The sequence below is a fragment of the Streptomyces sp. NBC_00726 genome (assembly GCF_045161735.1).
Classification (GTDB): Bacteria; Actinomycetota; Actinomycetes; order Streptomycetales; family Streptomycetaceae; genus Streptomyces.
This window is the reverse complement of the sequence record NZ_CP108983.1, coordinates 25,853-51,898: the sequence shown is the minus strand read 5'-3', so window position 1 is coordinate 51,898 and position 26,046 is coordinate 25,853. Positions and strand designations below refer to the sequence as shown.

General features: G+C 71.2%; 25 protein-coding genes and 2 pseudogenes. 15 read left to right on the top strand and 12 right to left on the bottom strand.

Features of this window, described 5'->3' with window-relative positions:
* Positions 1 to 41 precede the first annotated feature (41 nt).
* A complete protein-coding gene (locus OG338_RS00215; RefSeq protein WP_405935346.1) occupies positions 42 to 395 on the bottom strand; it encodes a hypothetical protein in 354 nt (117 codons plus the stop codon).
* 190 nt (positions 396 to 585) lie between these two features.
* Here OG338_RS00215 and OG338_RS00210 point away from each other — a divergent pair, with 190 nt between their 5' ends.
* Together OG338_RS00210 and OG338_RS00205 are read left to right on the top strand one after the other, a co-directional pair.
* Complete coding sequence (locus OG338_RS00210) at positions 586 to 1,692, top strand: SMI1/KNR4 family protein (protein WP_405935345.1); 1,107 nt, start codon at positions 586 to 588, stop codon at positions 1,690 to 1,692.
* Between the two features lie 249 nt (positions 1,693 to 1,941).
* Positions 1,942 to 3,198: a hypothetical protein gene (locus OG338_RS00205; protein WP_405935344.1), complete on the top strand. Its 1,257-nt coding sequence runs from the start codon at positions 1,942 to 1,944 to the stop codon at positions 3,196 to 3,198.
* A gap of 57 nt (positions 3,199 to 3,255) precedes the next feature.
* Here the strand turns inward: OG338_RS00205 and OG338_RS00200 are convergent, their stop codons facing one another.
* Complete coding sequence (locus OG338_RS00200) at positions 3,256 to 3,573, bottom strand: hypothetical protein (protein ID WP_405935343.1); 318 nt, start codon at positions 3,571 to 3,573, stop codon at positions 3,256 to 3,258.
* An 80-nt stretch (positions 3,574 to 3,653) separates the two neighbouring features.
* The gene (locus tag OG338_RS00195) at positions 3,654 to 5,144 is read right to left on the bottom strand and encodes an MFS transporter (RefSeq protein ID WP_405935342.1); all 1,491 of its coding nucleotides are present in this window, start codon (positions 5,142 to 5,144) and stop codon (positions 3,654 to 3,656) included.
* A 58-nt stretch (positions 5,145 to 5,202) separates the two neighbouring features.
* Between OG338_RS00195 and OG338_RS00190 the strand changes: the two genes are divergently transcribed.
* A complete protein-coding gene (locus tag OG338_RS00190; RefSeq protein ID WP_405935341.1) occupies positions 5,203 to 5,871 on the top strand; it encodes a TetR/AcrR family transcriptional regulator in 669 nt (222 codons plus the stop codon).
* A 21-nt stretch (positions 5,872 to 5,892) separates the two neighbouring features.
* Here the strand turns inward: OG338_RS00190 and OG338_RS00185 are convergent, their stop codons facing one another.
* Positions 5,893 to 7,062, bottom strand: a complete 1,170-nt coding sequence (locus tag OG338_RS00185) for a Rieske 2Fe-2S domain-containing protein (RefSeq protein ID WP_405935340.1) — start codon at positions 7,060 to 7,062, stop codon at positions 5,893 to 5,895.
* 260 nt (positions 7,063 to 7,322) lie between these two features.
* Between OG338_RS00185 and OG338_RS00180 the strand changes: the two genes are divergently transcribed.
* From OG338_RS00180 to OG338_RS00170, 3 genes are all read left to right on the top strand, one after another.
* Entirely contained in the window at positions 7,323 to 8,453 is a 1,131-nt protein-coding gene (locus OG338_RS00180) for an NADAR family protein (protein WP_405935339.1), read from the top strand.
* 104 nt (positions 8,454 to 8,557) lie between these two features.
* Positions 8,558 to 10,138, top strand: a complete 1,581-nt coding sequence (locus OG338_RS00175) for an amidase family protein (RefSeq protein ID WP_405935338.1) — start codon at positions 8,558 to 8,560, stop codon at positions 10,136 to 10,138.
* Positions 10,139 to 10,252: 114 nt separating this feature from the next.
* Positions 10,253 to 10,438 carry a hypothetical protein gene (locus OG338_RS00170; protein ID WP_405935337.1) on the top strand — a complete coding sequence of 62 codons (186 nt, stop codon included), beginning with the start codon at positions 10,253 to 10,255 and terminating at the stop codon, positions 10,436 to 10,438.
* On the opposite strand, the gene OG338_RS00165 is transcribed toward OG338_RS00170, so the two are convergent.
* Positions 10,414 to 10,779, bottom strand: a complete 366-nt coding sequence (locus OG338_RS00165; RefSeq protein ID WP_405935336.1) for a hypothetical protein — start codon at positions 10,777 to 10,779, stop codon at positions 10,414 to 10,416. The genes OG338_RS00170 and OG338_RS00165 overlap by 25 nt on opposite strands.
* A 291-nt stretch (positions 10,780 to 11,070) precedes the next feature.
* Here OG338_RS00165 and OG338_RS00160 point away from each other — a divergent pair, with 291 nt between their 5' ends.
* Positions 11,071 to 11,622: a hypothetical protein gene (locus OG338_RS00160; protein ID WP_405935335.1), complete on the top strand. Its 552-nt coding sequence runs from the start codon at positions 11,071 to 11,073 to the stop codon at positions 11,620 to 11,622.
* 191 nt (positions 11,623 to 11,813) lie between these two features.
* On the opposite strand, the gene OG338_RS00155 is transcribed toward OG338_RS00160, so the two are convergent.
* The 3 genes from OG338_RS00155 to OG338_RS00145 are packed head-to-tail and all read right to left on the bottom strand — an operon-like array spanning position 11,814 to position 15,720.
* The gene (locus OG338_RS00155) at positions 11,814 to 12,380 is read right to left on the bottom strand and encodes an NUDIX domain-containing protein (RefSeq protein WP_405935334.1); all 567 of its coding nucleotides are present in this window, start codon (positions 12,378 to 12,380) and stop codon (positions 11,814 to 11,816) included.
* Entirely contained in the window at positions 12,368 to 13,810 is a 1,443-nt protein-coding gene (locus OG338_RS00150) for an NUDIX domain-containing protein (protein WP_405935333.1), read from the bottom strand. Before OG338_RS00150 ends, OG338_RS00155 begins: the two co-directional genes overlap by 13 nt.
* A gap of 47 nt (positions 13,811 to 13,857) precedes the next feature.
* Positions 13,858 to 15,720, bottom strand: a complete 1,863-nt coding sequence (locus OG338_RS00145; RefSeq protein WP_405935332.1) for an ABC transporter ATP-binding protein — start codon at positions 15,718 to 15,720, stop codon at positions 13,858 to 13,860.
* A 380-nt stretch (positions 15,721 to 16,100) separates the two neighbouring features.
* Here OG338_RS00145 and OG338_RS00140 point away from each other — a divergent pair.
* The 4 genes and pseudogenes from OG338_RS00140 (at position 16,101) to OG338_RS00125 (ending at position 18,982) form a co-directional block, all read left to right on the top strand.
* Positions 16,101 to 16,506 (top strand): annotated as a pseudogene (locus OG338_RS00140) (hypothetical protein).
* A 248-nt stretch (positions 16,507 to 16,754) separates the two neighbouring features.
* Complete coding sequence (locus OG338_RS00135) at positions 16,755 to 17,399, top strand: hypothetical protein (RefSeq protein ID WP_405935331.1); 645 nt, start codon at positions 16,755 to 16,757, stop codon at positions 17,397 to 17,399.
* 78 nt (positions 17,400 to 17,477) lie between these two features.
* Positions 17,478 to 18,128 carry a hypothetical protein gene (locus tag OG338_RS00130; RefSeq protein WP_405935330.1) on the top strand — a complete coding sequence of 217 codons (651 nt, stop codon included), beginning with the start codon at positions 17,478 to 17,480 and terminating at the stop codon, positions 18,126 to 18,128.
* Positions 18,129 to 18,376: 248 nt separating this feature from the next.
* A complete protein-coding gene (locus tag OG338_RS00125; RefSeq protein ID WP_405935329.1) occupies positions 18,377 to 18,982 on the top strand; it encodes a lytic polysaccharide monooxygenase in 606 nt (201 codons plus the stop codon).
* Positions 18,983 to 19,045: 63 nt separating this feature from the next.
* Here the strand turns inward: OG338_RS00125 and OG338_RS00120 are convergent, their stop codons facing one another.
* From OG338_RS00120 to OG338_RS00110, 3 genes are all read right to left on the bottom strand, one after another.
* Positions 19,046 to 20,299 (bottom strand): haloacid dehalogenase-like hydrolase, encoded by a 1,254-nt coding sequence (locus OG338_RS00120; protein ID WP_405935328.1) that lies wholly within the window; start codon positions 20,297 to 20,299, stop codon positions 19,046 to 19,048.
* 113 nt (positions 20,300 to 20,412) lie between these two features.
* Positions 20,413 to 21,258 (bottom strand): helix-turn-helix transcriptional regulator, encoded by an 846-nt coding sequence (locus tag OG338_RS00115; protein ID WP_405935327.1) that lies wholly within the window; start codon positions 21,256 to 21,258, stop codon positions 20,413 to 20,415.
* 83 nt (positions 21,259 to 21,341) lie between these two features.
* Positions 21,342 to 22,097: an SDR family NAD(P)-dependent oxidoreductase gene (locus OG338_RS00110; RefSeq protein ID WP_405935326.1), complete on the bottom strand. Its 756-nt coding sequence runs from the start codon at positions 22,095 to 22,097 to the stop codon at positions 21,342 to 21,344.
* Between the two features lie 185 nt (positions 22,098 to 22,282).
* Between OG338_RS00110 and OG338_RS00105 the strand changes: the two genes are divergently transcribed.
* Both OG338_RS00105 and OG338_RS00100 read left to right on the top strand, forming a co-directional pair.
* Positions 22,283 to 23,125 carry an endonuclease/exonuclease/phosphatase family protein gene (locus OG338_RS00105; RefSeq protein WP_405935325.1) on the top strand — a complete coding sequence of 281 codons (843 nt, stop codon included), beginning with the start codon at positions 22,283 to 22,285 and terminating at the stop codon, positions 23,123 to 23,125.
* Between the two features lie 239 nt (positions 23,126 to 23,364).
* Complete coding sequence (locus OG338_RS00100; RefSeq protein ID WP_405935324.1) at positions 23,365 to 23,661, top strand: hypothetical protein; 297 nt, start codon at positions 23,365 to 23,367, stop codon at positions 23,659 to 23,661.
* A gap of 9 nt (positions 23,662 to 23,670) precedes the next feature.
* On the opposite strand, the gene OG338_RS00095 is transcribed toward OG338_RS00100, so the two are convergent.
* Positions 23,671 to 24,546 carry an SDR family oxidoreductase gene (locus OG338_RS00095; protein WP_405935323.1) on the bottom strand — a complete coding sequence of 292 codons (876 nt, stop codon included), beginning with the start codon at positions 24,544 to 24,546 and terminating at the stop codon, positions 23,671 to 23,673.
* Between the two features lie 63 nt (positions 24,547 to 24,609).
* Between OG338_RS00095 and OG338_RS00090 the strand changes: the two genes are divergently transcribed.
* Both OG338_RS00090 and OG338_RS00085 read left to right on the top strand, forming a co-directional pair.
* Positions 24,610 to 25,206, top strand: coding sequence for a TetR/AcrR family transcriptional regulator (locus OG338_RS00090; RefSeq protein WP_405935322.1), 597 nt, complete (start codon positions 24,610 to 24,612; stop codon positions 25,204 to 25,206).
* Positions 25,207 to 25,346: 140 nt separating this feature from the next.
* Positions 25,347 to 25,825 (top strand): annotated as a pseudogene (locus OG338_RS00085) (alpha-glucosidase); the annotation flags it as partial.
* Between the last annotated feature and the right edge of the window lie 221 nt (positions 25,826 to 26,046).

Genomic DNA, 26,046 nt, shown 5'->3' with positions numbered 1-26,046 from the left:
GTGCCCGTGGCGCATCGGACACAGCCCCTCGGTCAGGTGGCTCAGGAGAAGACGACGGACCTCAGCAGCAGGCGGTCCGATGCGCCCTTGCCGGGCGGCAGCACGTAGTAGGTGCCGCCCTCGCAGCCGGCCTCCAGGAAGACGATGGCGGTCGCGTCCGTGAGGTTCTTCGGTGCCCGGGAGGGAGCCCCGGGCACCGACGCGGGAGCGTCCAGATCGACGCACCGGCCGCTCTCGGGATTGTTGAGGAAGCCGACGGCCTCGTACCCGTCCGCGGTGGTGTAGGAGTAGCGGAACTGGCCGGTCGCGGCCGACGCCGAGCCGGGTACGGCCACGAGAAGCACGGCCGCGCCGGCCGCCGCGCCGACAGCCTGGGTGAGAGAGCGAAGAGACACCGGGGATCGTCCTCTTTCTTGTTGTCCTTCGGGTCGTTGCCAGGAATGCCCACGCCGCCGGGGAGCCAACACGGCTTCCCCCGATCGGGGAACGTCGAATCGATTCTCCAAGGGCGAATGGCCTATACGGCCCCGGGAGACACCCGGCCCCGCCGCGTGACGGGCCGGCGCGTAGTGCGAGCGTAGGGCCATGACCACTGACGCACCGGCAGCCGAACGGGTCACCCGGGCCTGGGCCCAGATCCTGGAATGGCTTGCCGCATACACCCCGCCGTCGTACGCGGCCCTCCGGCCCGGCGCATCCGACGACGAACTGGCCCGGCTGGAAGCGCTCTTGGGCGCGGAGGTCCCGGAGGAGCTGAAGGCGTTGTGGCGGCTGTCCGCCGGTGAGGACGGGGTGAACGGCTCGGGCCTCATGCTGGGCGCCTGGACCCTGATGCCGCTCGACGCCGTGGCCGAGGTCCACCGGCGGCAGACGGAGACCGAGGACGAGCTCGGCGAGGAGGGCCCGGCGTTCTGGGAGTCCTCGTGGATTCCGTTCTGCTCCCACGGCTCCGACGACACCGGCTACGGCCTCTACCTCGACGGCCGGACCGGGGCGGTACACCGCTGGACCAGGTACGGGGACCGCGACCGGGAGTACGCGTCGCTGGCCGCCTACCTCGAACTCATGGCGATCAGCCTGGAAGCGCCCTTGACGGCGGCGGGCCCGGAGAAGCCCGGCATGCTGCACGGCACCCTCGTCTGGGGACCCCCCGACGGCGAGCACAGCGGTGCGTGGGTGCGCCACCTCGGCCAGGCCGCGCCCCGCCACCCCGCGAAGACCCTCGGCGCGATCCGGGAGGCCCTGCCCCACGACGAGCGCGACGCGTTCGACGGCCGGCGCGACGTCCTCGACCTGGCCGACCCGGAGGCCGTCGCCGCCTTCCTGGACCACTGGTGGGGGCGCGCGGTGCGGGCCCAGGAGGAGCTGGAGGACGACATCGCCGCCGCGCTGCGCGGCAACATCCTGGCCCAGCCGGGCAGCAGGCTGGCGCCGGAGCACGAGGCCGCGTTGCCGACCGCGATACGCCACCGGCCCCCGTCCTTCGCCGACATCAGGACCGCTCTGCGCCACGAGAGCGTCCGCGCACGGTTCGACCAGGACCGCCTGAACGCGATCCCGCCGCATTTCCCGGCACTGCTGCTGCGCTGGTGGGACATCGCCCGCCTGATGGCCGACCCCCGCGGCGACCGGGCCGTCCGCGCGGTCGTGGCCGGCCGCCACGACGCCGGGAAGCGCCGGCGGTCCTCATGAGCGGTCGAGTGCCGCCCTCATACCGCGCACAACCCGGGAGAGGCCGAACACGCCGTCCCCGCCACTGCCCCGGCCAGGAGGACATGGTCACCGACATCGCGCTCGACCTGAGCGGGCGGACGCCTCCGGCCTGATGTCCCGGCCGGCATCGGGACGCACCTCTGGCCAGTTACGCCCTCACGCCACGACTCCTGTGGCCGATACATTCACCCGGACCCGACCCGTACACCTGAGGGGGAACACGTCACGATGCGAGCCATACGTTTACGCTCCGGCAGCCGCACCGCCGGTGTGCTCATCGCGGTGACCGCCGCGGCGACGGCCCTGGCGGTCACCGCGACCGGCCCCGCCGCGGCCGCACCTGCCGCCGCCGCACCCGCCGATGCGACCTCGCCCCAGCCCGGTGACGCCTGTACGACGGCGGACCTCGGCACCCGCCACCCGTACATCAAGACCACCGAAGTGTCCCCGGCGATCACCCACTTCAAGGGCTGGTTCGTCACCGAGGGCACCACCGGCGAACAATCCGTCACCACCACCACGGCGACCACCATCACGGTCTCCGTCGGCCTCGACGACAAGATCGAGGCGAGCTTCGCCGCCGACGCCCTCAGCAAGGCCGGGGTGAGCGTGGGCCTGAGCGTGAAGATGGAGTCCTCCACCACGAGCACCGAGTCGAACGCGGTGACCTGGAACTTCAACCAGCCCGGCTACTACGGTGTCTACAAGGGCACCAAGAAGGTCACCGGCACCTACGGAAGCCTCAACTGCAACCGGGCCCAGCAGTCCGACGGCAGCTGGGCGCTGCGGTGGGCCGAGGGCCCCGGCAGCGGCGCCTTCACCACGTACACCACCCTCGAAGAGGGCGCCGTGCGCTGCCAGGACCAGGTCCCCGCGGGAAGCATCATGGCCAAGGCGCGGAGCCTCCTCGACTGCGGCTCGCCCGCCGCGAAGGCCGCGCACCCGGCGGGCGCGGTCGCACCGACGGCGAAGCGGCACCAGGACCGGCCCGCGGCTCCCGCCGAACGGCCCACAGCCGCCGCGCAGGCCGCCGCTCTGGACTGCCAGTCCGCCGTATACAAGATCGAAGTACCCGGAAAGCCGCTGTCCTGGGGCGCGCCGCTCCTCGCGGACGACGGTGTCCGGCTGCGGCCCTCCTCCATCTTCAGCGCCCATCTGGACAACTGGCGCCTGTGCAACGTGACGGAGAGCGACGGAGTTCTCGAAGCGACCCTGTGGAACTGGGGCAACGGCGGCTGCGCGACCATCGCCGAACCGGACGCCGCCACCGAACGCGCGATCCTGACGACGGCCTCCTGCGCGGAGGACGACCTCCAGCGGTTCTACATCTACCGCGATGTGCCCGGCAGCTCCGCGATCGGCGTGCAGAACAAGTACACCGGCTCCATGATGGGCCACGACCGCTACGCGGACGGCGAGTTCATCCGCCAGTTCTCCAGCGGCAGGCAGGACGGAAGCGGTACGTACGACCTGACCGGAGTCTGAACCCCCCGGCCAGCTCGGGGTCCGTCCGCTCACCTGATCCGGCCCGAGTGGTCGTGCCTATCCGCGCGCGGCGAGGAAGGCGAACATCCCCGCCGCGCCCCCGGCCAGGAGGAGTTGCAGGACGCCGGGCACCCAGTAGCGGCGAAAGAGGAGGAGCCCGCCGCTCGTGACCGCGGTGCCCAGGAGGATCCACGCCGCACGTCGCGCCTCCGCAGGGGCGGCCGGAGCGTTGACGGGGTCGTCGTACGCGTCCGCCCACCCCGTCATTCCGTAGCGGAACAGCAGCCAGCCGGTCAGGACCACGTCCACGAGGAGCCATACGCATCCGGCCGCGGCCTGAAAGCCCTTTGACGGCTCGCCGTACCGCATACGCACCACTTCCCCTCCCACCGCACCCCTCGGGGCCCCGGTCCAGCGTGCCCGTACACCTGCACACCGCACATGAGTACGGCTACTCAGGACCGCCGTCCGGCGAGTGGGCCTCGACGCGCCTTTTGAGGAAGGGGGGCTCCTTCCGGCCGGTTCTCCGCGCTGTCGCCGGACCGCCGGCCCGGGGCGACGGCCCGACCGCGTGGAAGTACACCGATGGCCACCGTTGCCGCGAGTGCGAAGACGGCGGCGGCGACGGACAGGCCCAGGGCGTAGCCCTCGTTGAGCGCGGCGGGGCCGGTGTCCGGGCCGGTGCGGTGCGCGGCCACGGTGGCCAGCGCGGCCAGGCCGATGCAGCCGCCGAGCTGGCGTGAGCTGTTCATCAGGCCGGACGCCATGCCCGCCTCGTGCGGCGCGACACCCGTGGTCGCGGCGGCGGCGACCGGGGCCAGCACCAGCCCGGCTCCGACGCCGGTGACGAGGGACGGGCCGAGCACGTCCGCCAGGAAACCGCCTCCGGGGCTGATGAACGCGAACCAGGCCAGCCCCGCCGCGGCCAGCAGCGCGCCGGGCACCAGAGCCACCCGGGGGGTACGGGACGAGGTCAGACGGGTGGCGACGACGGTCCCCGCGACCAGGCCCAGCGAGAAGGGCAGGAACGCGGCACCGGTCGCCGCGGCCCCCATCCCGAGGACCTGCTGCATGTACAGGGACACGAAGTAGAACGCGGCGAACTGCCCGGCCGCCGCCAGGAACACCAGTACGTTCGCGCCGGACACCCAGCGGCTGCGCAGCAGACCGAGCCGCAGCAGCGGCGCGGCCACCCTCGCCTCGGCGAAGACGAAGGCACCCAGCAGCAGCGCGGCGGCCGCGAGGGTCGCCCAGGTGGCCGGGGCGGCCCAGCCCAGCGTGTCGGTGCGGACGACCCCCAGCACCAGCAGCCCGATGCCACCCGTCGCCAGCACGGCGCCCAGCGTGTCCAGCCGCTCGCCCCGGGCGGCCGGGGCATCGGCCGGGACGCCCGCAGGGACGAGCGCGAGAGCCGCCGCGACGATGGGCAGGTTGATCAGCATGATCCAGCGCCAGCCCGCGTACTCGGTCAGCAGCCCGCCGGCCAGCACGCCCAGCGCACCGCCCGCGGCGGTCACCGCGCTCCACACCCCCAGCGCCCGCACCCGCTGCGGGCCTTCGGCGAAGGTGGTGGTGAGCATCGCCAGCGCGGCCGGTGCGGCCGCGGCGGCACCCAGGCCCTGACCGGCGCGCGCGGCGATCAACTGCCAGGGTGCCTGCGCCAGTCCGCCGGCCAGCGAGCACACGCCGAAGACGGTCAGCCCCAGTACGAACATCCGGCGCCGGCCGTACAGATCGGCGGCGCGGCCCCCCAGCAGCAGGAACCCGCCGAAGGTGAGCGCGTACACGTGCACGACCCATGACAGGTCGAGCGGCGCGAATCCCAGCGCCGAGCGGATCGCGGGTAAGGCGACATTGACCACGGACATGTCCAGGGCGACGACGAACTGGGCGACGACGGCTGCCGCCAGCACCAGGCCGGGCCGCCCGTGAGAGTTTCTATACATGTAAGAAAATGTAGCGGCAGGGTTCGCCGTTGTCGATGGCTGAGGAATGATGGGGTGCATGCCGCAGCCATCCGCATCACGCAGAACCCCGGGCCGGCCTCCCCGTATCTCGCGCGAGGCGATCATCGGGACGGCCCGCAGGATCGTGGAGGAGGAGGGCGTGCACCGGCTGACCATGCGGCGGCTGGCCACGGAGGTCGGCAGCACGCCCATGGCGCTCTACCACCACGTCCGGGACAAGGAGGAACTGCTCGTCCTGCTCCTCGACGACTACGCCGCCCGCGCCCTGCACCGCCCGGAACTGCCCGCCGACCCTCGCGAACGGGTCGTCGCGGCCGCCACCGCCATCCACGAGGCGCTGGCCGCCTGCCCCTGGATCGTGGAGGTGCTGACCGCAGACGACCTGATGTCGAAGAGCGCGCTGTGGTTCGTGGAACAGATCGTCAGCGGCCTGGTCGAGGGCGGCCTTCCGCTCGACCGGGCCGTGCACGGCTACCGCGCGATCTGGTACTACACCGCCGGGGAGATCGTGGTGCGCGGGACGGCGGCCCGACGGCGTGCGGAGGACGACCGCGCGACGTACCGCGAGGAAGTCTTCTCCGGTCTCGACCCGGACGAACTGCCCCGCCTCGCGCAGGCCGCGGACAGCTGGGCCCCGCTGACGGCCGAGGACACCTACCGGGACGGCCTCAAGGCCCTGGTGGAGGGGCTGTTGGCCGGGCGCTGAAGCCGTACCCGCGAGCCGCCCTCAACGTACAGGCGCCGCATCCGGCTGCCGAAGTTCCGGATCCCCGCCCCCGCAGAGGCCCGCCGCACCCGCGCAGGGCTCCGCACCGCGCGGCCCCGCGGAGACGGACAGCGGGACCCCGCTGGCCCGCAGCACTTCGCGTACGTCCAGGATCAGCGAGAACACCTCGTGATTACGATCCTCGCCCTGCTCGTCCCAGGCCCGCTGCTCCGCCTGCACCGCCATGCGGTCCTGCGCGAAGATGCGCTCGGTGAACCGCCTGATCAGGGGCGCGGCCACGGTGAGCACGGCGGGCACGCGGGGCTTTTTGATCATGAGCAGCCCGTAGACATGGCAGGCGCGCTGGTCGGCGCCCACGGGCACGTACGCCGCCCAGAGGCTGAACACCGGCTCGTCAGCGCCCTCAGGCACCAGGTCGAGCGTCTGGTACGGGTACTCCGTGCGAATGGTCATCACATCGCGCGAACCGCCCGCGATGCCCTCGCCCGCCAGCACACTCGCGCCGGCGTTCCGCTTGCCGCCGGCGTGGGTGAACAGATACCTGGCCTCCACCGACCGGGCGTCGCCGCACTGACCGATGAGCTCGGGACGGAGCCGGCCGACGACCCCCTGGTGCAGGAACTGGTGGTTCATGTCCAGCAGGTTCTCGTGCATGAACGAGTAGTGGCAGCGCACGATCCGCGAGTACGTCAGCGTCTTGTACTGCGACGAACTGAACGCGGGCAACTCCGGCAGCGCGGTCGTCTGTGCCTTGTCCGGGTCCCCGGGGAAGACGAACACCAGCCCGTACGCCTCGCGCACGGGATAACCGCGCACACCCCGGGGCGGCCTGCGGTCCTCCTTCGTCAGATACGGAATCTGCGAGATCCGCCCGTCCCCGCGATAGGCCCACGCGTGATACCGGCACCGCAGCACATCCCCCTCCACTACACCCATGCTCAACGGAACCTGCCGATGCGCACACCGGTCCTCAAGCGCGTGAACGGCCCCGCTCTTCCCCCGGTACAGCGCCAGCCGCTCACCCGCGAACACGGCCGCGACCACCTTCCCGACGCGCACGTCCCGGGTCAGCGCCACCGGATACCAGTAGTCCGGATCAGCACCGACCCGCCGCAGATCCACCGCTCCGGAGAGCTCGGCCCGCACCACGCCCGCGTCGGTCTCCTTCATGCCTCTCCCTCACAGATGGGACACACCGCCCACCTCATGATGGCCGCGCCGGCCCCGGCTGCCCCGTCAAGCGCGTCCGGACCAGTGACGGGGACGGCGTCGATCCCCCCGGCCGGGGGAGGAGCACTTCACCCACGGTCCGACGCCGCCCCGGCCTCCGGAGTGTCGCCATCGGCCGCACAACGAGGAGCCTCCGCACGACCAGTGCCGCGCTGCCGTCGCCGGCTCCATGATCGCGCCGAAGGCGATAGCGTGCGCCCATGACATGGCGGGGACCGACATATCGGATGGTGGGCGGGGAGAGGATCGACGGGGCCTGGTGCCACATCTGGCGGCGTGACCGGATGGGCGGTGGGTATTACGTCGACGACCTGGTCGTCTTCGCGGACGGAAGGATCACCTGCGGAGAGCACACGGACCTGGCCGGCCTCGCGGAGAAGCTGGCGGCGGGCCGTTGGGCGGTGACCGACCCGGGGACTCCGCCGCTGCCCGCCCCGCCGTCGAAGTGGGAGGCCCGCTACAGCGAACCGCTGACACCGGAGGGCTTCCTTCTGGACGTCGCCGACCGCATCGAAGCACTCAGCGGGCGGCCGACTGCCGGGCAGCGCTGCCGGGATGCGATCGAGCGGTACGAGCAGCAGCCGACCGAGCCGAACCGGGAACTGCTCCGCGCGGCCTACCTGGCGGTTCCCGCGCACCTCCGGGTCTACGTCCTCGGCGACATGGACCGCCAGGACCGCCCCTTGCGGATCCTGCTCACGGACATCGGCGAAGCAGTCGACGGCGACGGCCCGGTGGTCACGGCGGAGATGCGTCAGGGCATCCTGGACTACTTCGCCCGTACGTACAAGGCTGCCCAGGACCAGCGGGAACGGCAGGCCGTCCAGTACGCCGACGACCCCGCCGAACGCGGCCGGCCGGCCCTCGTCTCCCGCCAAACCGTCTACCCGGGGGGATGGCCGGACGAGCCGGGGCTGTTCATGCTCCGCAACGACTACCCCGCGTCCGTCGAGTTCGCGGGCGACACCTACGCCTCCGTACAGCACGGGTACTGGGCCCTGTCGGCGGCCGACGCCTCCGACGGAAGCAGGATCCGGGACGCGGCCTCCGGCAGGGAGGCGCACGAGCTGGGCGGGCGGGCAGCGCGCCGGAGCGACTGGCCCGACATCCGGCTCGCGGTCATGGCCGGACTCCTTCGCGCGAAGTTCACCCAGCACCCCGGACCCGCCCAGGTCCTCCTCGCCACCGGGGACGCCACGATCAGCTACACCGGCTTCGAGGACTCACCCTTCTGGAGAGACGTCCCCGACGACCGGGGCCGGAACTGGATGGGCCGGCTGCTGGAGCTGACCCGCTCCGAACTGCTCGCCCAGCGGCTGCCCCGGACCTGATCCGCCCCGCGTCGGGATTCTGGCTCCAGCCGGGTGGGGCGTCGCCGGTGCGCGAGGCGAGGGCCTCTTGTGCTGTACCGCCCACGTGTAGTGGGGTGGCCGCCATGAAGATGCGAAGCATGGCGGCCCTGACCGCGATCCTGGTAGCGGCCCCGTTAATGGCGGTGACGCCAGGACCGCAGGCGGCCGCCCAGTCCCGCCCCGGCGGCTCGGCGCGATCCGCCGAATCCACGCTGGTCGGCGGCATCGACCTCGACACGGTCACCATCCCCGAGCTCCAGGCCCGCATGGCCCGCGGATCGCTGTCCTCGGTCCGGCTGACCCTCGCCTACCTGCGGCGGATCAAGGCCGTCGACCCGAGGATCAACGCGGTCCTGCACACCAGCCCCACCGCCCTGGCCCAGGCGGCGGCCAGTGACATCAGGCACCGGCTCGGCCGGACACGCGGTCCGCTCGACGGCATCCCCGTCCTGCTCAAGGACAACGTGAACACCCGTGACATGCCGACGACCGCCGGCTCCCTCGCCCTCGCCGGGAAACCGCCGGCGACCGACGCGGAGCTGGTCGCGAAGCTGCGGGCGGGCGGCGCGGTGATACTCGGCAAGGCCAATCTGTCCGAGTGGGCCAACTTCCGCGCGGCCGCGCCGACATCGGGCTGGTCGGCGGTGGGCGGCCAGACCCACAACCCGTACGTCCTGGACCGCAACCCCTGCGGCTCGTCCGCCGGATCGGCCGCCGCGCTCGCCGCGTCGCTGGCACAGGTGGCGATCGGCACCGAGACGGACGGCTCCATCGTCTGCCCCGCCGGGATGAACGCCGTCGTCGGCCTCAAGCCGAGCCTCGGCGTGGTCAGCCAGTCTGGCGTCGTCCCGATCACCGCCGAACAGGACACCGCCGGCCCCATGGCCCGGAACGTGATCGACACCGCGCTCACCCTGTCGGTCCTCAGCGGCGACGACCCCGGCCTCGGTCTCGGGGAAGCGGCCGCCCGCCCCGACGCACTGCGCGGCAAGCGGATCGGCCTGTGGCGGCTGCCGGTGCTCGGCACCGAGGTGGACGCCCTCATGACGCGCACCGCCGAGCGGCTGCGGGCGGCCGGTGCCGAGATCGTGGAGGTGGACCTCCCGTACCAGGACCGCCTGGGCGAACTCGAATTCCCGGCCCTGCTCAGTGAGTTCCACCGGGACATCGACGCATACCTCGCGACCAGGAACGGGCCGCGCGACCTGGCCGAGCTCATCGAGTTCAACCGGGACCACCCGGAGGAGCAGACCTGCTTCGCCGGACAGGAGCTCTTCGAGCAGGCCCTCGTCGCACCGCCCACCACCGACCCCGAATACCTGGCGATGCGCGCCGAGTTGGCGGACCTGTCCCGCCGCTCCATCGACGAGGTCATGACCGAGCACCACCTGGACGCGATCGCCTCCCCGGCGAACCCGCCCGCATGGACCACCGACTGCGCCCGGGGCGACAACGACGTGATCCCGTCGTCAACCCCCGCCGCCGTCGCTGGCTACCCCTCGCTGTCGGTGCCCGCCGGCTTCGTGGGCGAACTGCCGGTCGGGCTGCTCCTCATGGCCGGCGACCACCAGGACGCCGAACTGCTGTCCCTGGGCGCGGCGGTGGAACACCGGCTGGACGGCCGGCGCGCGCCCCGGTACCTGCCGACGCTGCCGACCGACTGAACGGAGCGGTGCGGTGCGGTGCGCGCGGGGCGGGACGAGCCTGAGTACGTTGATGCGTTCGGGTGGGCAGCGAGGCTCATGAGGCGCCCGGCGGCAGCGGGAGACCATCGCCTCATGAGCACTCGGACTCAAGCCAAGCTCCCCGTCGCGTGGCCGCCCGCCCCGTCGGCCTCCGCCGCACGGCCCGGAGTTGCCCTGGCCACCGCCCCGCTGGGCGCACTCGCCTTCACACCGCCGGTGCGCCGCATGGCACCGGACCGGCGCCGGCTGACCGGTCAGCGGATGGGACGGACCCGGTAACTCACCGCCTGGTACGGGAAGTCCGCCGTGTGCAGGCTGCCCAGGGCGAAGCTCAGGTCGCCGTCGGCTCCGGGGGCGCCGGTACGGCAGTCGGCGTTGAAGAACACGTCGACGTCCACGGCCGCGTAGTTGAGCGCGGAGGCCGCGGGCGCGGCCAGGTTGTGGCACTCACCGCTGGTGAGGTCCACGGACGTGGCCGTGCCCGTCTGGTGCGCTCCGGCGTAGAAGACGACGCCCGGAGACTGTGCGACGGCGGGCTGGGCGAGGCCCCCGCCGACCGCGAGGACCGCTCCACAGACGGCGGCAGCGGCGCCGGTGTACCTGCGGTGGTTACGGCTCATCGTGTGTGCCACCTTTACGTTAGACGGGGTTCGGGCAGGCACTCGATTATTGCGCCTTCAACCAGATACGGAAGATCCCTTTCCAGCCATCGCGTCTGCGAAGCACCAGGGCCGGCGCAGGGCATGGGCGGGGTCGGCACACGTACGCGCGGTGGATTTTTGAGCGTGCGAAAAAAGGCATCTGCACCACTTAACGGTGAACATCTCCGCTATGTCCCTTGAGACAGGGCCCAGTTGGAAAGGCTGGCCGTGCACCTCAAAGAGGCGCACGGCCAACCCGAGGAGAAGACCTTGAAGCGTGTCTCGATCCGCCGTTCCGCCGGACTGATCGCCGCGACCGCGGCCCTGATCGCCGGTCCCACCCTGTCCGCCCACGCCATGACCCCCGCCCCGAGCGCACAGCAGACCTACGCCGCGCAGACGCGGGCCGCCGGCCTCACCGACGCGCAGGCCGGGAAGCTTCAGCAACAGGTCGACGCGGTGCGCGCCCAGGAGCCCCGGGCCCGCCAGACCTCCGCGAACACCCTCGACATCCCCGGCGGAACCGTCACGCTCCCCGCCCCCGGACAGTCCGAAACCCGCAGCCTGGCATCGCCCGCAACGGCCCTGGCCTGCGGCAACGGGCACCTGTGCATCACGGACGGGCGCGGGGTCAACTACGACTACTACCGCTGTGGTTACTACGACTTCAACGGCATCGGAGACGGCACCTTCAACAACAACCAGACCTCGGGCACCCGCGCCCGCTTCTACAACAGTGACGGCAGCGAACGCTGGTCCCACGTCGCCAAGGGCACCGGTACCGCCTCCTGGACCCCGGTCTTCCACATCCGCCCCTGCTGAGCCCCACACCTTCCCCCGCCCCGAAAGCCGGGGCGGGGCGTCCGTCGCGTGCGGACGTGGCGGTCGATAACCGGTGACCATGACCGTGTCGGAGTCGTTGGCGACGGATTCGGTGACGGGCTGGGGGTGAACGGCCCCGGGGATGGATCGACCCCGGTCGAGGACGGTGGGGGCGATCGGCAGGCCGCCCTTCAGGAGCACGGGACCGGCGCCGTCGGCCGGGCCCCGTCCGGAGCGACACCACGGCCGCCGGGAACCACCACCAACCGGTCTGCGGAGGCGTCGTACGCAATAGCGTCGCCCGGCTCCTGGAAGTGCACGCCCAGGTGTGCACCGGCCCGATACGCGTCCAGCCCGGCCCGGCAGTACGCGACCATCGGCTCCGGCAGTTCGTCCAGCGGGAACCAGCCCATCGCGTCGCACTTGTCCGGCTCCATGACGCACGGCGTGCCGCTCCACCGGCGCACCTCGAAGAACACCCCGATCCTCGCCCGGCCGACCGGTGGCCGGTGGTGCACCGTGACGGCCGCGCGCACGTCCGCCGGGTCCACGGCGAGACCGGTCTCCTCCAGCGTCTCGCGCACGAGCGCGTCGACCACGGTCTCGGCCTCCACATGGCCGGACGGCGCGTGCCACAGGCCGCTCGCGTACACGTCACCGGCTCGCCGGGACAGCAGCACCTCCGGCCCCCGGCCTCCGTCGCGCACGGCCAGCAGATGCGCGTCCACCGGCGCGTCGGCGCGGGTCAACGCGTCCACCCCAGCTCCGTGTAGACGCGTCCGGCCAGGATGCCCTCGATCGCGGCGCGGGTGTAGGGGACCAGCGGCTCGGGCAGATCCTTGGCGTTCCACCACTGCCAGGCGACGCATTTGTCCGGCTCCCTCAGCTCGGGCGTGCCCTCCCAGCGCCGAGCGCGGAAGAACAGGCCGATCCTGGGCCTGTCGCCCGGCCGGTCGACCATGTGCACGGTGTGGACGAGTTCGACATCGGCCGGGTCGACCACCAGCCCCGCCTCCTCGTACGCCTCCCTGACCAGGCAGGCCGTCGCGGACTCCGCCTCGCAGTGGCCCGCGAGCACATGCCAGACGTTGCCCGCGTACGCCGAATCGGGGTGCCGCAGGCCCAGCAGGACCTGCCCGTCCCGCTCCAGGTAGAGGTGGACGCCGACGACGTTCAGGACCGTCTCCGATGCCCGGCCGGCGGGCGCGTCGTGCTCGGCGGCGTGCCGTTCCAGGAGCGCCCGGGTCGAATCCGGCATCGTCATGTACGGGAACTTCTCGGGCCCCACCCAGGCGACCATCACGCCCTCGGTGAGCGGCAGACGGGCCGGGTCACCGTTCCAGCGGCCGGTGAACACCTGGACCGGCACCCGGGTCCCGTCCGTGCCGGTGACGTACTCGACCGCGTACGGCACCAGACCGGCAACCGTCAGACCGGCCTCCTCGCGCAACTCGCGGCGGACCGTGTCGAGCAGTGTGCGGTCCTGCGGCTCCCAGCCGCCACCGAGCAGCGACCAGCACCCCGGCTCCCAGATCCACGGCTTGTTGGCGTCCCGGAGGTGCAGCAGATACCGGCCGTGGCCGTCGTGGATGACCGCCGAGGCGTTCACCGGCTCGGGCCGCCCGTCCAGGCCCGCCCGAAGAAGCTTCGTACGCAGGGTCGATGACCCGACCTCCGCCAGGGGCAGCCACTGCGCGCCGGACACCTCCTCTTCCCGAAGGGTGATCGCCGGCGGCTCGTCGTCGGCCAGGTAGAACACGTAACGGAAGTCGTAGTGCCGGTGGGCCCGTTCGCCCTTCGCGGGGCGCGCGTCGATGTCGTGCACGTCGATGTCGACGGGGGAGCCGAGCCACTGCCGGGTCAGGCACACGGCGCCCGGAGCGATACCGGTCTCCTCCGAGAGCTCGCGCAACGCGGCGACGAGCAGGCCGCGGTCACCGGGCTCGGTGTGGCCGCCGGGCGTGAGCACCAGCCCGCCGGAGGCCCGGTGCCGGATGTGCAGGACCCGGCACCGGCGGTCGATGACGACAGCGCTGCACGTGACATGGGCGGGGAGCGTCGCACGGCCGGCCGGATCGGCGGCGCCGTCCAGGAGCGACAGCAGCCCGGCGAGGGATTCCCGCTCGTGCGGATGGCGCGCCAGGTACGCCTCGGTGGTGGCGCGGATGTGGTCGCGGGTGAGCGGCATGTCGTCTCCTCGGGACGGCGGAAGGGGTACGGGCGGGTGGGGGCGGCTCACGTGGGGGCCTCGTGCTTGTCGTCGTCCGGTTCGGACGTGATCTGGTAGGACAGCAACTGCCGGAAGAGCCCGGGCCGTTCGGCCAGCTCGGCGTACGTGCCCTCCTGGACGACGCGGCCCGCGTCGAGCACGACGATGCGGTCGGCGACGGCCACGTTCGCGATGCGGTGCGTCACCAGGAGCACCGCCCGGTCCCGGGCCAGGGACCGCAGCCGCTGAAAGATGCGGAACTCGGCACGCGGGTCCAGGTTGGCCGTCGGCTCGTCCAGCACCAGCAGCCCGGCCGGGCGGAAGAACGCCCTGGCCAGGGCGATGCGCTGCCACTGGCCGCCGCTGAGCTCCTCACCGTTGAGCCACTCGCGGGCCAGGAGGGTGTCCAGCCCCGCACCCAGCTTGTCGACCACCTCGTCGGCGTCGGCAGCCTCGCACGCCTCACGGACCGCCGCGTCGCCGCGCGCGGTGGGCTGCCCCTGGGTGACGTTCTCGCGCACGGTCAGCGGCCAGTGCGCGTAATCCTGTGGTACGAGGGCGACTTGACGCCACAGCGCCTGCGGGTCGGCCTCCGCGGTGGGGACGCCGTCCCACAGCACCTGCCCGTCCGTGGGCAGGTAGAGGCCGCTGACCAGCTTCGACAGCGTCGACTTCCCGGAGCCGTTGAAGCCCACCAGCGCGGTCACCTCGCCCCGGCGCAGGGTGAGGGACACCTCGGACAGGGCATCGTGCTCCTTGCCCGCGTAGCGGTGGGTGACCGACTTGACCTCGATCGTCTCCGGCGACGCGGGGCGGTGCGGACCCCGGCGCATCCGGAAGCCGCCCGCCTTGTCGAGGAAGCCGGTCCAGTCGTCCATGTACAGCCCCGTCCGCACGGCGCGGGCGCCGACCGCCACCAGACCGCGGACCGCCATGCCGACCGTCTGGAGCGCGAAGACGGCCGTACCGGCGTGGCCGACGCTGATCCGGCCGTTCGCGAGCAGCCACACGACCGCCGCCCACACCACCGCCGACCCCAGTCCCCCGCACACCGCGCCCACCAGAGACATCCGCGCGCCCTGGTCGGCCGCGGCCCGGTCCTCGCGGTTGATCCGGGCGACGGTGTGCCGGTACCGGCCGGACAGGAAGCCGGCCATGGTCCCGGCGCGGATCTGGTCGGCGGCGTCCTTGGTGTAGATGTGCCAGCGCAGCACGGACAGCATCCGGTTGTCGCCGTTGCTGCGGAGATTGGCCAGATAGCGGACGCGCGCCGCGCTGACCTGGGCCACGGCCTGCGGCAGGCTGGCGGCGACGAGGAGCGGGAGCAGCACCCAGTGCACACCGGCGAGCACGACGGCCCCGGCGAGGAACGCGGCGGCCGAGGCGATCAGATCCTGCCCCTCGTTGATCAGGTCGCCGGTGACCTGGGCGCCGCGGTCGGCGGCCTCGCGGTCACGGTTGAAGTCGGGGTCGTCGTACGCGCACAACTCGACCTCGGCGCAGCCGGTGAGCAGCATCTGCTCGGCCTCGCGGGACATCAGCGGACCCAGCCTGGAGGAGAGCCAGTTGACGGTGATCCCGAGGAGCGCGCGCACCCCGGCCGCCCCGGCGAGCAGGGCGACGGACGGCCATGCGTCGAGGAGCCGGTGGTAGACGTCCCCGTCGCGCAACAGGGCCGTCAGGGTGCCCGCGATGGCGACCAGGCCCAGGGCCTGCATCACCCCGGTGACCAGCTGGCACAGCAGCAGGCCGACGGTCGCGCGCCGGTCGACCCGCCAGGCCAGGGCCAGCGAGCGGCGCACCAGCTGCGGCAGCCGGCGGGCCATGTCGCGCATCCGGATCGACCTGCCGGCCGCCTCGCGGCTGCCGGTGAGATCGACGTAACGCATCTGCGGCTCGGGCGCGGGCGCCGGGGAGGCGGTGCGCGGTCCCGGAACGCCGGCGTTCGATTTTGGGAGGCTGTTGGGAGGGGGAGGGGTGGGGTGCATGGCGTTCCTCCGTCTGGGCGTCGATGTGGCACTGATGCTCTAAAAACGCGGTGGATCAGGTCCCGTAACGGCCTTGGCGGAGGGCATTTTGTGAACGCAAGTTCCAATCGAAGGGTCAGGCCGTGGGGGCTCTGGGGAGTCGCCGCTGAAACTCGTTCGATCAGGGCGGGTCACCCCTGCGGGGGATTGCGGCCCCGCGCGGCCGCCCGGTCCACACCCGTAAGGTCGCCGTATGACCACATTCCTTACCGGAAGAGCGTTTCGACACGCTCCGAGCCGATGTGGTACGCGATCACGAGAAGCTGCGCCGGACGTACGAACTCAACGAATGGACGAAGAAGCTGATCGCCTGCTCGTCACTGGTCCTGGTCGCCGGCGCGGACCCGGAAGGGCGCTGCGACGTCTCCTCGCGCGGCGGGCCCGCCGGGTTCGTGACCGTCCTGGACTCGCGGACGGTGGCGATTCCAAACGCGAGGTGAACGGCCGGGCGTGGGCATCGAGGAGGTCTACCCGCACTGCCCCAAGTCCCTTCTGCGCAGCGGGGCCTGGAAGCCGGAGCAACGGCCGTCGGCGGGCGGCCGGCCGACCTCGGCCGAGGTGACGCTCGCCCAGCCGCGCATGCCGGAACTCACGATCGCCGACATCGAGCAGGCGGAAGCGGATTCCCTGAAGTGCCGGTACGAGTGACGGGCCGGGCCCGACCAGCCGTTCGTGCGCCGTGGGGCGCATGGCGCGGGCGACGCGGCTTCGGCCAGCTCACAGGCGGTGCACAGCCGTCGCGCGGCTGTGCCGTCTCTGGGACGAGTCTGTGTCATTCCTGGCCCAGGGTGAGTAGGGCGTCGCGGCGCGCCTCATTGACGCACTGTCGTCGCCGTGTTGCCCGGAACACTCTCTGGCTGTCGTACAGCGCAGCCCTTACCGCAAGTTAGGTCAAAATGATACGCAAGGGACGCATCGTCTTCGCAGTCGCTCTTACCACCCTGGGCCTCGGGCTCACGGCCTGCAACGACGACGAGGACTCGGCAGCGGTGCAGGAATCGCCCTCGGCCTCCGCCCCGGTCTCGCCCGCCCCGAGCAGCGAGAGCCCGTCGGCGGACCCCAGCGACGACGCGGGCTCCAAGCCCAGCGGTGACGTCGCCGCACCGGGCACCAAGTTCAAGGTCGGTGACCGGGCGGTCGTGCCGTTCAAGTACGGGACGTCAAAGGAGGGCACGGTCGCCATCACGGTCACGGCGATCGAGAAGGGCACCGAGGCCGACATGGCCCCCTTCGGCGACAAGGCGAAGGGCATGACGCCCTACTACATCCGCATGAAGGTGGAGAACGTCGGCGGCACGGACCTCTCCTACTCGTCGCTGAGGCTGCGCGGCAAGCTGGCGGGCGGCGCTCCCACGGGCGTCATCCTGATCGGCGACCTCCCGGGCAAGTGCGACAGCGAGACGGCACCCCGCGACTTCACCACGAAGGGCGCCTCGTACGAGACCTGCTCGCTCAGCGCCACGAAGACCGACCCGATCGCGGTCGCGTCGTTCGAGGAGGGTGACGCGTACAGCGACAGCCCGGTCCTCTGGACCAGCTGACCACCCGCTCCCGCGACAGCGTCCGGCCTGCGACCCGCACGCCGGGCGCTGTCAGTGCCGGTTGGCATCATGGCGGTCATGAGTCACAACATCGCATACTCCACAGCGGACAAGGCGCACGTTCTCGCCTTTCTGGGCGCCGGCGACGATCTGGACGCGGACCAACGACGTCGCCTCGACGGGATGCGGAAGGCGGCGCAGGTCCACCAGGACGACCTCGACGACCAAGACGTCGACTGGGGCCTTTCCGTCGTCGACGCCCTCGACCACCTCATCGCCGGCCGCATGGACTCGGACGCCGAGTACGCGGGCAGCGCCTACATCAGTGCGTTGCAGCACATCATCGACCACAACGCGTCCGACTCGATGCAGCTGGCCACCTACTCGAAGCCCGCCACCTTCTTCGGCCTGGTCGACGACCGGATGCGACGCCTCGGCGTCCCCGCCGACCTGTTGCCCCACGGCTTCCTCTACGGCGGGCTGCCCGCAGACTTTCCGTTGATACCGCACGCGGTCGACGGCTACCCCGCCATCGGCCATCTGCCGCTCGCCAAGGCCAAGCCCGCCGCCGAGGCGTATCGCGCGATCCTGGAAGACCTGCCTGCCGACTTCCGGTACGACGTGCAGGAGCTGACCGAAAAGCTTGAGTTCGAACACGACGAGTGGGAGTCCGCCACCAGGAACGTCGACTGGTACACCCAGGACACCCTCTTCTTCAAGCTCACCTGATCGACGGCCTTCCGGGGCGGCGGCATTCCGGTGGGGCGGCTGCTGCGCGCGTGAGGCTCCCGGGCAGCAGCCGCCCCGGGCGAGGAACGCGGCCTCCCAGTTATTGACATGTTCAGTGAAAGCCGTACCGTTGGGAGCGCTCCCACGACAGCTTTGCCACTGGAAGGAGTTCCCCCCACATGCGCAACAGGAATCCGTTAGCCGGGCGTTCGAGGCCGTACCTCCGCCGCCCCCTCCAGTCACTCGTCATGCTGTTCGCCGTCGTCATCGGCACGCTGGCCTGGTCGGCCCCCGCCCAGGCCCACGGCACGATCGTCGACCCCGCGAGCCGCGCGTACAAGTGCTGGGAGACGTGGGGCAGCAACCACACGGACCCGGCCATGCAGACGCAGGACCCCATGTGCTGGCAGGCGTGGCAGGCCAACAGCGACACCATGTGGAACTGGATGAGCGCTCTACGGGACGGCCTCGGCGGCCAGTTCGAGGCGAAGACCCCCGACGGGACGCTGTGCAGCAACAACCTGTCCCGGAACGCCGGCCTGGACGAGCCCGGGGCCTGGAAGACCACCACGGTCGGCGACAACTTCTCGGTGCACCTGCACGACCAGGCGTCCCACGGCGCCGACTACCTCAAGGTCTATGTGAGCAAGCAGGGCTTCGACCCCACGACCCAGACCCTGGGCTGGGGCAACCTCGACTTCATCACGCAGAGCGGCTCGTACGCGCCGGCGCAGGACATCACGTTCCCCGTCCAGACCTCCGGCTACAGCGGGCACCACGTCATGTTCGTGATCTGGCAGGCATCGCACCTGGACCAGGCGTACATGTGGTGCAGCGACGTGAACTTCGGCTGAGCCGGGGAACACCGCACCGGGCCCCGCCGGGCAGGGGACGCCCTGCCCGGCGGGGCCTCCCGCTCAGTACACCGTGTCCCGCTGGTCCGGAACGACGCTGCCGTCCCCGCGCCGCACCGGGGCCCGCGTGCCGTCGGGCTCGGTGTAGGCGGCGGTCGAGCAGGGATAGGCCGTGGTCCGGCGGGGCAGCGGCTCGATGAACATGGGGTTCACGACCCAGCGGCCGTCGGCGTTGTCGTAGGCACGGCACATCAACTCGTTCTTGTTGCGGTTGAGCACCAGGTGCGCGCCCGTGGCATCGCCGACGAACGTCACGTCGGTGTCGGCGTCACCGCCGCCGAGCGCGATCCGCCGGTGGGGGGCCTGCCGGTGCCAGGCGGCCCGGCCCTTGATCCCGTAGATCTCCTGGTTGATCCAGCAACGCTTGCCGTCGATGTACGGGATGGCCTCGCCCTTGGTGACACCCACGCCGCCGCAGCCCTCGTTGCTCGTCGTGATGCGGCCCCTGCGGTCGAGCACGGACCGGATGGCGACGGTGTGCGCACGGTCGATCCCGATGCCGCGCGACCACACCTCGGTGACCGGCTCGGAGCCCGCCGAGACGATCCACACGTCGAATCCGGCCTTCTGGAGCGTCCGGACGAGGTCGCGCTGTTGTTCGTAATAGCGCACATAGGCGGGCAGGACGTGGGTGCCGACGACGCGGGTCGCGCCGACCGGCGCGGCAAGCGCCTCCGCGCGGGCGGCCTCGGTGTACGCACGCAGTTCGGGGACGGTGTGCCCGGCGAACAGCTGTGGCACCCATGCGTACTGCGGCACCGTACGCCGGTGGTTCCACTTCCCCGCGAAGGCGGCCTCGCCGCTCATCGTCGTGCCGTCCTCACGGATCTGGAGGATCTCGTCGGCGCAACGGGCGTTGGTGGAGGTGGGAAGGGGCGCCCCCACCTTCACCTCCGTTCCGCAGGCATCGGTGAGCGCCTTGTCCGCAGTGCCGGTCAGCCATTTGCTGGTGTCCTTCCAGCTGGCGGGCCGGAGGATCTTGTCATGTCGCAGGGACCAGCTGATGGTGGCATCGGTGACGTCGTTCTTGGTGATGGTGTTGTCCCAGTCGAACGCCGCGACCGGTCGCGGCCCACCTCTGCCACGGCAGGTGCCGCGCTCATCGATCACGCGCTGGAGCTGGGCCCGGTTGCCGCCGTACCAGGGAAGATCGTCGGAAAGCTGCGGGCAGCGGGCCGCCGGCGCAGCCGCCCCGCGACCGGCCGGTGCGGCGGCCACGGGGCCGGTTGCGGTGACGACCGCGAGTGCGGCCGTCACAGCTGAGGTCCATGCGAGAACAAGACGGGTACGCATGCGAGTGGACGGTACATCAGTCTTTCGGCGATGTGCAGAGGGCACGCGCCTCACCGTCACCCCTCCGCCCGGCCCGGTCAGGTACCCACCGTCCGCGCCCCCAGCACCGGCAGCAGCCGCAGCTTCTCGTCGTCCGCCGAACCCGGCGTGGCGGTGTACACCAGCAGAGTCTGGTTCTGCTCCGGGTCCAGCAGGACCTGGCACTGAAGGGTGAGGACGCCCAGCTCGGGATGACGTACCAGCTTGGGGTCCACCCGCGGTACGTCGATCTCATGGGCGCTCCACAGGCCCGCGAACTCCTCGCTGCGTTCCAGCAGGAGGTCGCGCAGATGCTCGGCGCGGCCGCCCGCACCCTGCCGCGAGTACGCGGCGCGCAGCCCGGAGGTGAAGAAGCGGCTGTGCAGCGGGTGGTCCTCCTCCGGATACAGCAGCCGGGCGGCCGGATCGGTGAACCAGCGGTAGGTGAGGCTGCGTTCGGGCCCGGTGAACCGCGTCTGGTCGCCGAGGAGCGCGGTCGCCGCCGGCGTCTGGGCCAGGGTCTCCGCCACATCGCTGATGACCTGCGCCGGGGTGTCGTCCAGCCGCCCGAGGATGCGCATCAGGCCGGGCGTGATGTGGTCGGAGCGCAGGTTGCCGGGGCGGGAGGGGGTGTTGTGCCCGGCGATACGGAACAGGTGGTCGCGCTCGGCGAGCGAGAGGCGCAGACCACGGGCGATGGCGGCGAGCATCGGCTCCGACGGCTGCGGCCCGCGCTGCTGCTCCAGCCGGCCGTAGTAGTCGGTCGACATGCCGCTCAGCGCCGCCGCCTCCTCCCGGCGCAGCCCCCGGGTGCGCCGCCGCGGCCCGCGGGGCAGCCCCACGTCCTCCGGTTGCAGGGCTTCGCGTCGGGTGCGGAGGAAGTCCGCGAGTTGTGCTCGGTCCACGGTCCCAGTCTCCCTCGTGGCCCCGGTGCCTGACATCCGGGGCGCGGTGATGAAGGTGTACGGGCCCGGCCGGGCCGGGTCCCTCAGAGCAGCATGCCGCCCGACGCCTCGATGCGCTGCCCGGTGACCCAGGAAGTGCCCTCGGCCAGCAGCGCGGCAGCGGCGGCACCGATGTCGTCGGGCTCGCCGGGGCGGCCCATCGCGGTGACACCGTTCAGCATGGTGCGCATGCCCTCGTCGTCGCGGACCCCGCCGCCGCCGAAGTCGGTACCGGTGGCACCCGGCGCCAGGGCGTTGACCGCGATACCGCGCGGCCCCAGCTCCTTGGCGAGGTACCGGGTGAGGATCTCCACCGCACCCTTGGCCGCGGCATATGCGGCGGTCGGCGCGGCGATGAAGCGGGTCAGGCCGGTGGAGACGTTGAGAATGCGGCCGCCGTCCTCGATCAGCGGCAGCAGGGACTGGGTGAGGAAGAAGACGCCCTTGACGTGGACGTCCATCAGCCCGTCGAACTGCTCTTCGGTGGTCTCCGCGAACGGCGCGTACACGCCGTGTCCGGCGTTGTTCACGAGGACGTCCAGGCGCTCGCGGCCCCACTCCCGGTCCAGGGCCTCACGCACCTGTGCGGTGAAGGCGGGGAACCCGGCGATGTCCCCGGTGTCCAGCCGCAGGGCGATGGCCGTGCGGCCCAGCTTCCGCGCCGCCGCCACGACGGCCTCGGCCTCGTCGGCGTGCGAGCGGTAGGTGAGGATCAGGTCGGTACCGGCCTCGGCGAGGTGCAGGGCGGTGCTGCGGCCGAGGCCGCGGTTGGCGCCGGTGATCAGGGCGATGCGGGTCATGGCGGGCTCCGTTCGGATCGTGGTGCGGGCGGACCGGTCGGTCCGCCCCGCCTGCTTTTCAACGATCGCGCGGCCCGGAAGCCGGATGAAGGCCGCGGTTGTCCAGGGATCGCGGATCCCCCCATAAGCTCGGGCGGGCGAAAGACCTCGCATGGGGGTGTGTGATCGACTTCGAGGAGCCGAAGGTGACCGGAACCGGTGTGCGGTGGCTTGCGGGGGCCCTGGTCACGGCCTGTCTGCTGCTCGCCGGCCCTAGCGCCTCGAACAACGTCTACACGGCCCAGCTGCTGCCGGCCGGCGCGCCCGGGGAGGCCGTGCCGAACCGGGTCATGACCTGGAACATCTGCAACCCCTGCAAGGGAGGCGGGCGGAACGGCGGCAGAGCGGCGGAGATCGCCACGTACGCGCCTCAGGTCATCGGCCTGCAAGAAGCGTGCGTCGGCGATGTCGAGAGGATCCGGGACTATCTGCGGTACCGGTACGGGCTCGTCTACCACGTCGCGTACGGATCGGTGCTGCCGAGTTGGAGCCGATGCGGCGGACTGCCATGGAGCCCGGGAGGCTTTGGTCAGGCGATCCTCTCGGCCGCCCCGATGACGGACCGGGTGAACGTGGAATACCCCGACGGCGGTTCCGAGGACCGCGGGTACCTGGCCGTCACGACCCTCGTGGACGGCCTGCCCGCCCGGGTCTTCAACACTCACCTGGCCGAGCGGCGACAGGCACCGGTCCGCGCGAAGCAGACCCGCGTGCTGGCGAAGGCGGTCGCCCGGTACGACCGCACGGTCGTTCTCGGTGACTTCAACGCGGTGCCGGACGCACCCGAACTCACCGTGATGTGGGCCATGGCCCGGGACGCGGACCCCGAGTGCGGCCCCGCCGGGACGGGCACATGCACGCCGACCACGGATTGGCGCAGCAAGTTCGACTACATCTTCCTTCGTGGCTTTGCCGCGCCGGAGCAACGGGTGCACCTCACGGGATGGTCGGATCACGACCTCGTACAGGCCGATCTGACACGGACGTAACGAGCCATGCTCTTCGGCCTCGGCGCCCGCACAGTGGTACCTCCAGGAGATCGTGAAGTCCCCGGTCGAGGCAAGCCGGTCCGGGCCGCCGTAACGGGCCCCGAGTGTGGGCTGACCACCCCGGACATGCACACTGCTGGGCGTGTCCAGTTGCCACGGGGATGAGGATCAAAATGGGACTTCGCAGTTGGTTGGGCCGTCGCCGAGCGCACGCGCAGATCGACCGGATCGTGGACTCCGTGAACTCCGGTCAGGTGCTGATCGCTGACGGGACCGCGCGCGAAGCATCCGGAGCCGGCAAGGAGACCGTGGGTGTCGTTGAGGTCTGCGACAGCCACCTGCACTTCAAATCGAACGAGGACCTCAAGGCCAGGGCATGCGGCTGGTATATCGAGCGGTCCGAGATCGAAGGCGCCCGGGACGGGCACGAACCAGGCGAAGTGGTGATTACCTTCCGCACGGCAGAGCGCTTCCACGCCATCGTGGTGACACCGGTGATGCACCCGGACAAGTGGCGTTCCCTGGGCGCCGGATGAGCGACGGGGTTACGAACCCTCAGTGAACGCGACGGCGTGATCAACGGCCCACTGGCGAAACGTTCGCGGCGCCGTCCCGAGGATGTCGGCCACCGCAGTGGTGATGTACGGGGGCTGCCCGACCGCCGCGCTCCACGCGGCGAGCAGCATGTCGACGGCCGAGTCGGGCACCGTACCCTCGCACAGGCTTCGGAATTCGTCCGGCGTCATCTCCTCGAACGCGATCCGACGGCCCAGGGCGTCACCGATGGCATCCACCTGAGCAGCTTGGGTCAGCGGTTCGGGACCCGTAAGGACGTAATCGCCTCCGACGTATCCGCTCTGGCAGAGCGTCCGCGCCGCGACGGCCGCGATGTCGCGGTCGTCGACGGGTGCCGACTCCGCAGCGCCGTAAGGCCACCGGACGACCTGGCCGGCCCGGATCGCGGGCGCCCACCAGGCCAGCGAGTTCGACGCGAACATCCCCGGCCGGATGATTGTCGACTCGACTCCGGTGGCCGCGATCAGCCGCTCGATGCCGGCGTGCAGCGCTGCCATGGGATTGGGCTGCTGGAAGAAGGGGTGTGGCGTCTGATGAGGGGAGGAGAGGAAGACGACCCGCCGCACGCGGGCTGCCAACCGCTTGATGACTGCCTCCGCGGTCTGAGGCGGTGCGGTCCAGACAAGGAAGACGGCACCGGCGCCCTTCAATGCCGGGTCCAGTGACTCGGGCACAGCGAGGTCACCGGCGAATACCTCGACCTCCGCCGGCAACGCTGCCGCCTCCGGGCGCCGGGTGAGGGCACGGACGGGCACGCCCGCGCCGATGAGCTGGTCGATGAGGAGGCGGCCGACTCGGCCCGTCGCCCCGGTGACGAGCACTGGGTGAATGTCTCTCTGATTCATGCCACCCATAAAAACGTTACTCAGTTAAAAAAGCAACTCGGTTACTAATGTTACAGTGGTCAGATGAGCGAGTTGACGGGACTGCGGGCACGCAAGAAGGAGCGGACGCGCGACGCCATCGGAGACGCGGCCGTCAGGCTGTTCCTGGAGCGAGGCTTCGACCGCGTCTCGGTCAACGACATCGCCGCGGCGGCCGAGGTCTCCAAGCCGACTCTCTTCCGGTACTTCCCCACCAAGGAAGACCTGGTGCTGCACCGATTCGCGGACCACCAGGGCGAGGCCGCCCGCGTCGTACGTGACCGCAAGTCCGGCGTCAGGCCGGTGACGGCGCTGCACCAGCACTTCCGGGCCGGCCTCGACCGCTACGACCCCGTCACCGGCCTCAATGATCACCCCGAGGTGGTGGCGTTCCACCGGCTCGTATTCACCACGCCGAGCCTGGCAGGACGACTCACGCGGTACCGGCTTGAGGACGAGCAGGCACTGGCGGAAGCCCTCGGCGAAGGCATCCAGGCGCACCTACTGGCAGCCCAGGTACTCGCGATCCAACGCGTGCTCGCCCGGACCAACTGGCAGAAGATCGCTGACGGCCGCACCGCTCACGACGTCCACCCTGAAGCCGCAGCCGACGCCGACCAGGCATTCAGCCAACTGCTGTAGGACGGATGGCCCACATATCGAGGCTCGAAAAAGTTGCGATGCTGTGTACGGTGCGGAAGTGGTCGACACTGATGGCGCTCGGTTGGGCGCGGAGCTCCTGTCGGCACGAGTGCGAGGCCCGACAGCGCGAAGTACGCCGCCACGACGTCACCCGCCATGTCACCCGCTACGGCCGCCCCGACACCAGCACCGCCGCCGGCATCCGCCAGTACAACCTCGTCGTCGACGAAGACCTCGGCCGCCGCCGCGCCCGCGCCGCAGCACTGCTCACCATGGCCCTGCCCGGCGCCGTCTGCATCTACCAGGGCGAGGAACTCGGCCTGCCCGAGGGCGAGGACATCCCCGCCCACCGCCGCGACGACCCCATCCGCCACCGTACGAACGGAGAGGATCCCGGCCGTGACGGCTGCCGCGTCCCGCTGCCCTGGAACGGCACCACCGAGCCCTACGGCTTCAGCCCCGGCAGCGCGCTGCATCTCCCTGGCTCCCGCAGCCCGCAGCCTGGGCGCGGCTGACCGCTGCCGCTCAGGACGCCGACCCCCACTCCATGCTCACCCTCTACCACCAGGCCCTCGCCCGCCGCGCGGCCGAGCCCGCCCTGGGGGACGGGCCCATGCAGCCCGGTCGCGTCTGCGGTGCGGCGCGGAGGGCAGGTTTCGGCCGTTTTCCCCTGGTCCTGGCCCTGTGGTGTTTGAGCGGGACCCACAGCAATTTGGTCCAGACCATTGACCCGCCGTTTGGTCGCTCTCTAGCATTTGCAGCATCACGGCACCCTCCCGGGGCAGCTGTCCCTCCCTCCTTACGCGTCACCCGCACGGGCCGTGCATGCATGCGGTTTCA

Bases quoted from the DNA above. Each gene is read 5' to 3' on its own strand.
- OG338_RS00165 (WP_405935336.1), bottom strand. From the start codon at position 10,779: ATGAGCCGTAACCACCGCAGGTACACCGGCGCCGCTGCCGCCGTCTGT.
- OG338_RS00190 (WP_405935341.1), top strand. From the start codon at position 5,203: ATGCCGCAGCCATCCGCATCACGCAGAACCCCGGGCCGGCCTCCCCGT.
- OG338_RS00095 (WP_405935323.1), bottom strand. From the start codon at position 24,546: ATGAATCAGAGAGACATTCACCCAGTGCTCGTCACCGGGGCGACGGGC.
- OG338_RS00175 (WP_405935338.1), top strand. From the start codon at position 8,558: ATGAAGATGCGAAGCATGGCGGCCCTGACCGCGATCCTGGTAGCGGCC.
- OG338_RS00195 (WP_405935342.1), bottom strand. From the start codon at position 5,144: ATGTATAGAAACTCTCACGGGCGGCCCGGCCTGGTGCTGGCGGCAGCC.
- OG338_RS00170 (WP_405935337.1), top strand. From the start codon at position 10,253: ATGAGCACTCGGACTCAAGCCAAGCTCCCCGTCGCGTGGCCGCCCGCC.
- OG338_RS00145 (WP_405935332.1), bottom strand. From the start codon at position 15,720: ATGCGTTACGTCGATCTCACCGGCAGCCGCGAGGCGGCCGGCAGGTCG.
- OG338_RS00210 (WP_405935345.1), top strand. From the start codon at position 586: ATGACCACTGACGCACCGGCAGCCGAACGGGTCACCCGGGCCTGGGCC.
- OG338_RS00110 (WP_405935326.1), bottom strand. From the start codon at position 22,097: ATGACCCGCATCGCCCTGATCACCGGCGCCAACCGCGGCCTCGGCCGC.
- OG338_RS00150 (WP_405935333.1), bottom strand. From the start codon at position 13,810: ATGCCGCTCACCCGCGACCACATCCGCGCCACCACCGAGGCGTACCTG.
- OG338_RS00180 (WP_405935339.1), top strand. From the start codon at position 7,323: ATGACATGGCGGGGACCGACATATCGGATGGTGGGCGGGGAGAGGATC.
- OG338_RS00125 (WP_405935329.1), top strand. From the start codon at position 18,377: ATGCTGTTCGCCGTCGTCATCGGCACGCTGGCCTGGTCGGCCCCCGCC.
- OG338_RS00135 (WP_405935331.1), top strand. From the start codon at position 16,755: ATGATACGCAAGGGACGCATCGTCTTCGCAGTCGCTCTTACCACCCTG.
- OG338_RS00130 (WP_405935330.1), top strand. From the start codon at position 17,478: ATGAGTCACAACATCGCATACTCCACAGCGGACAAGGCGCACGTTCTC.
- OG338_RS00205 (WP_405935344.1), top strand. From the start codon at position 1,942: ATGCGAGCCATACGTTTACGCTCCGGCAGCCGCACCGCCGGTGTGCTC.
- OG338_RS00185 (WP_405935340.1), bottom strand. From the start codon at position 7,062: ATGAAGGAGACCGACGCGGGCGTGGTGCGGGCCGAGCTCTCCGGAGCG.
- OG338_RS00090 (WP_405935322.1), top strand. From the start codon at position 24,610: ATGAGCGAGTTGACGGGACTGCGGGCACGCAAGAAGGAGCGGACGCGC.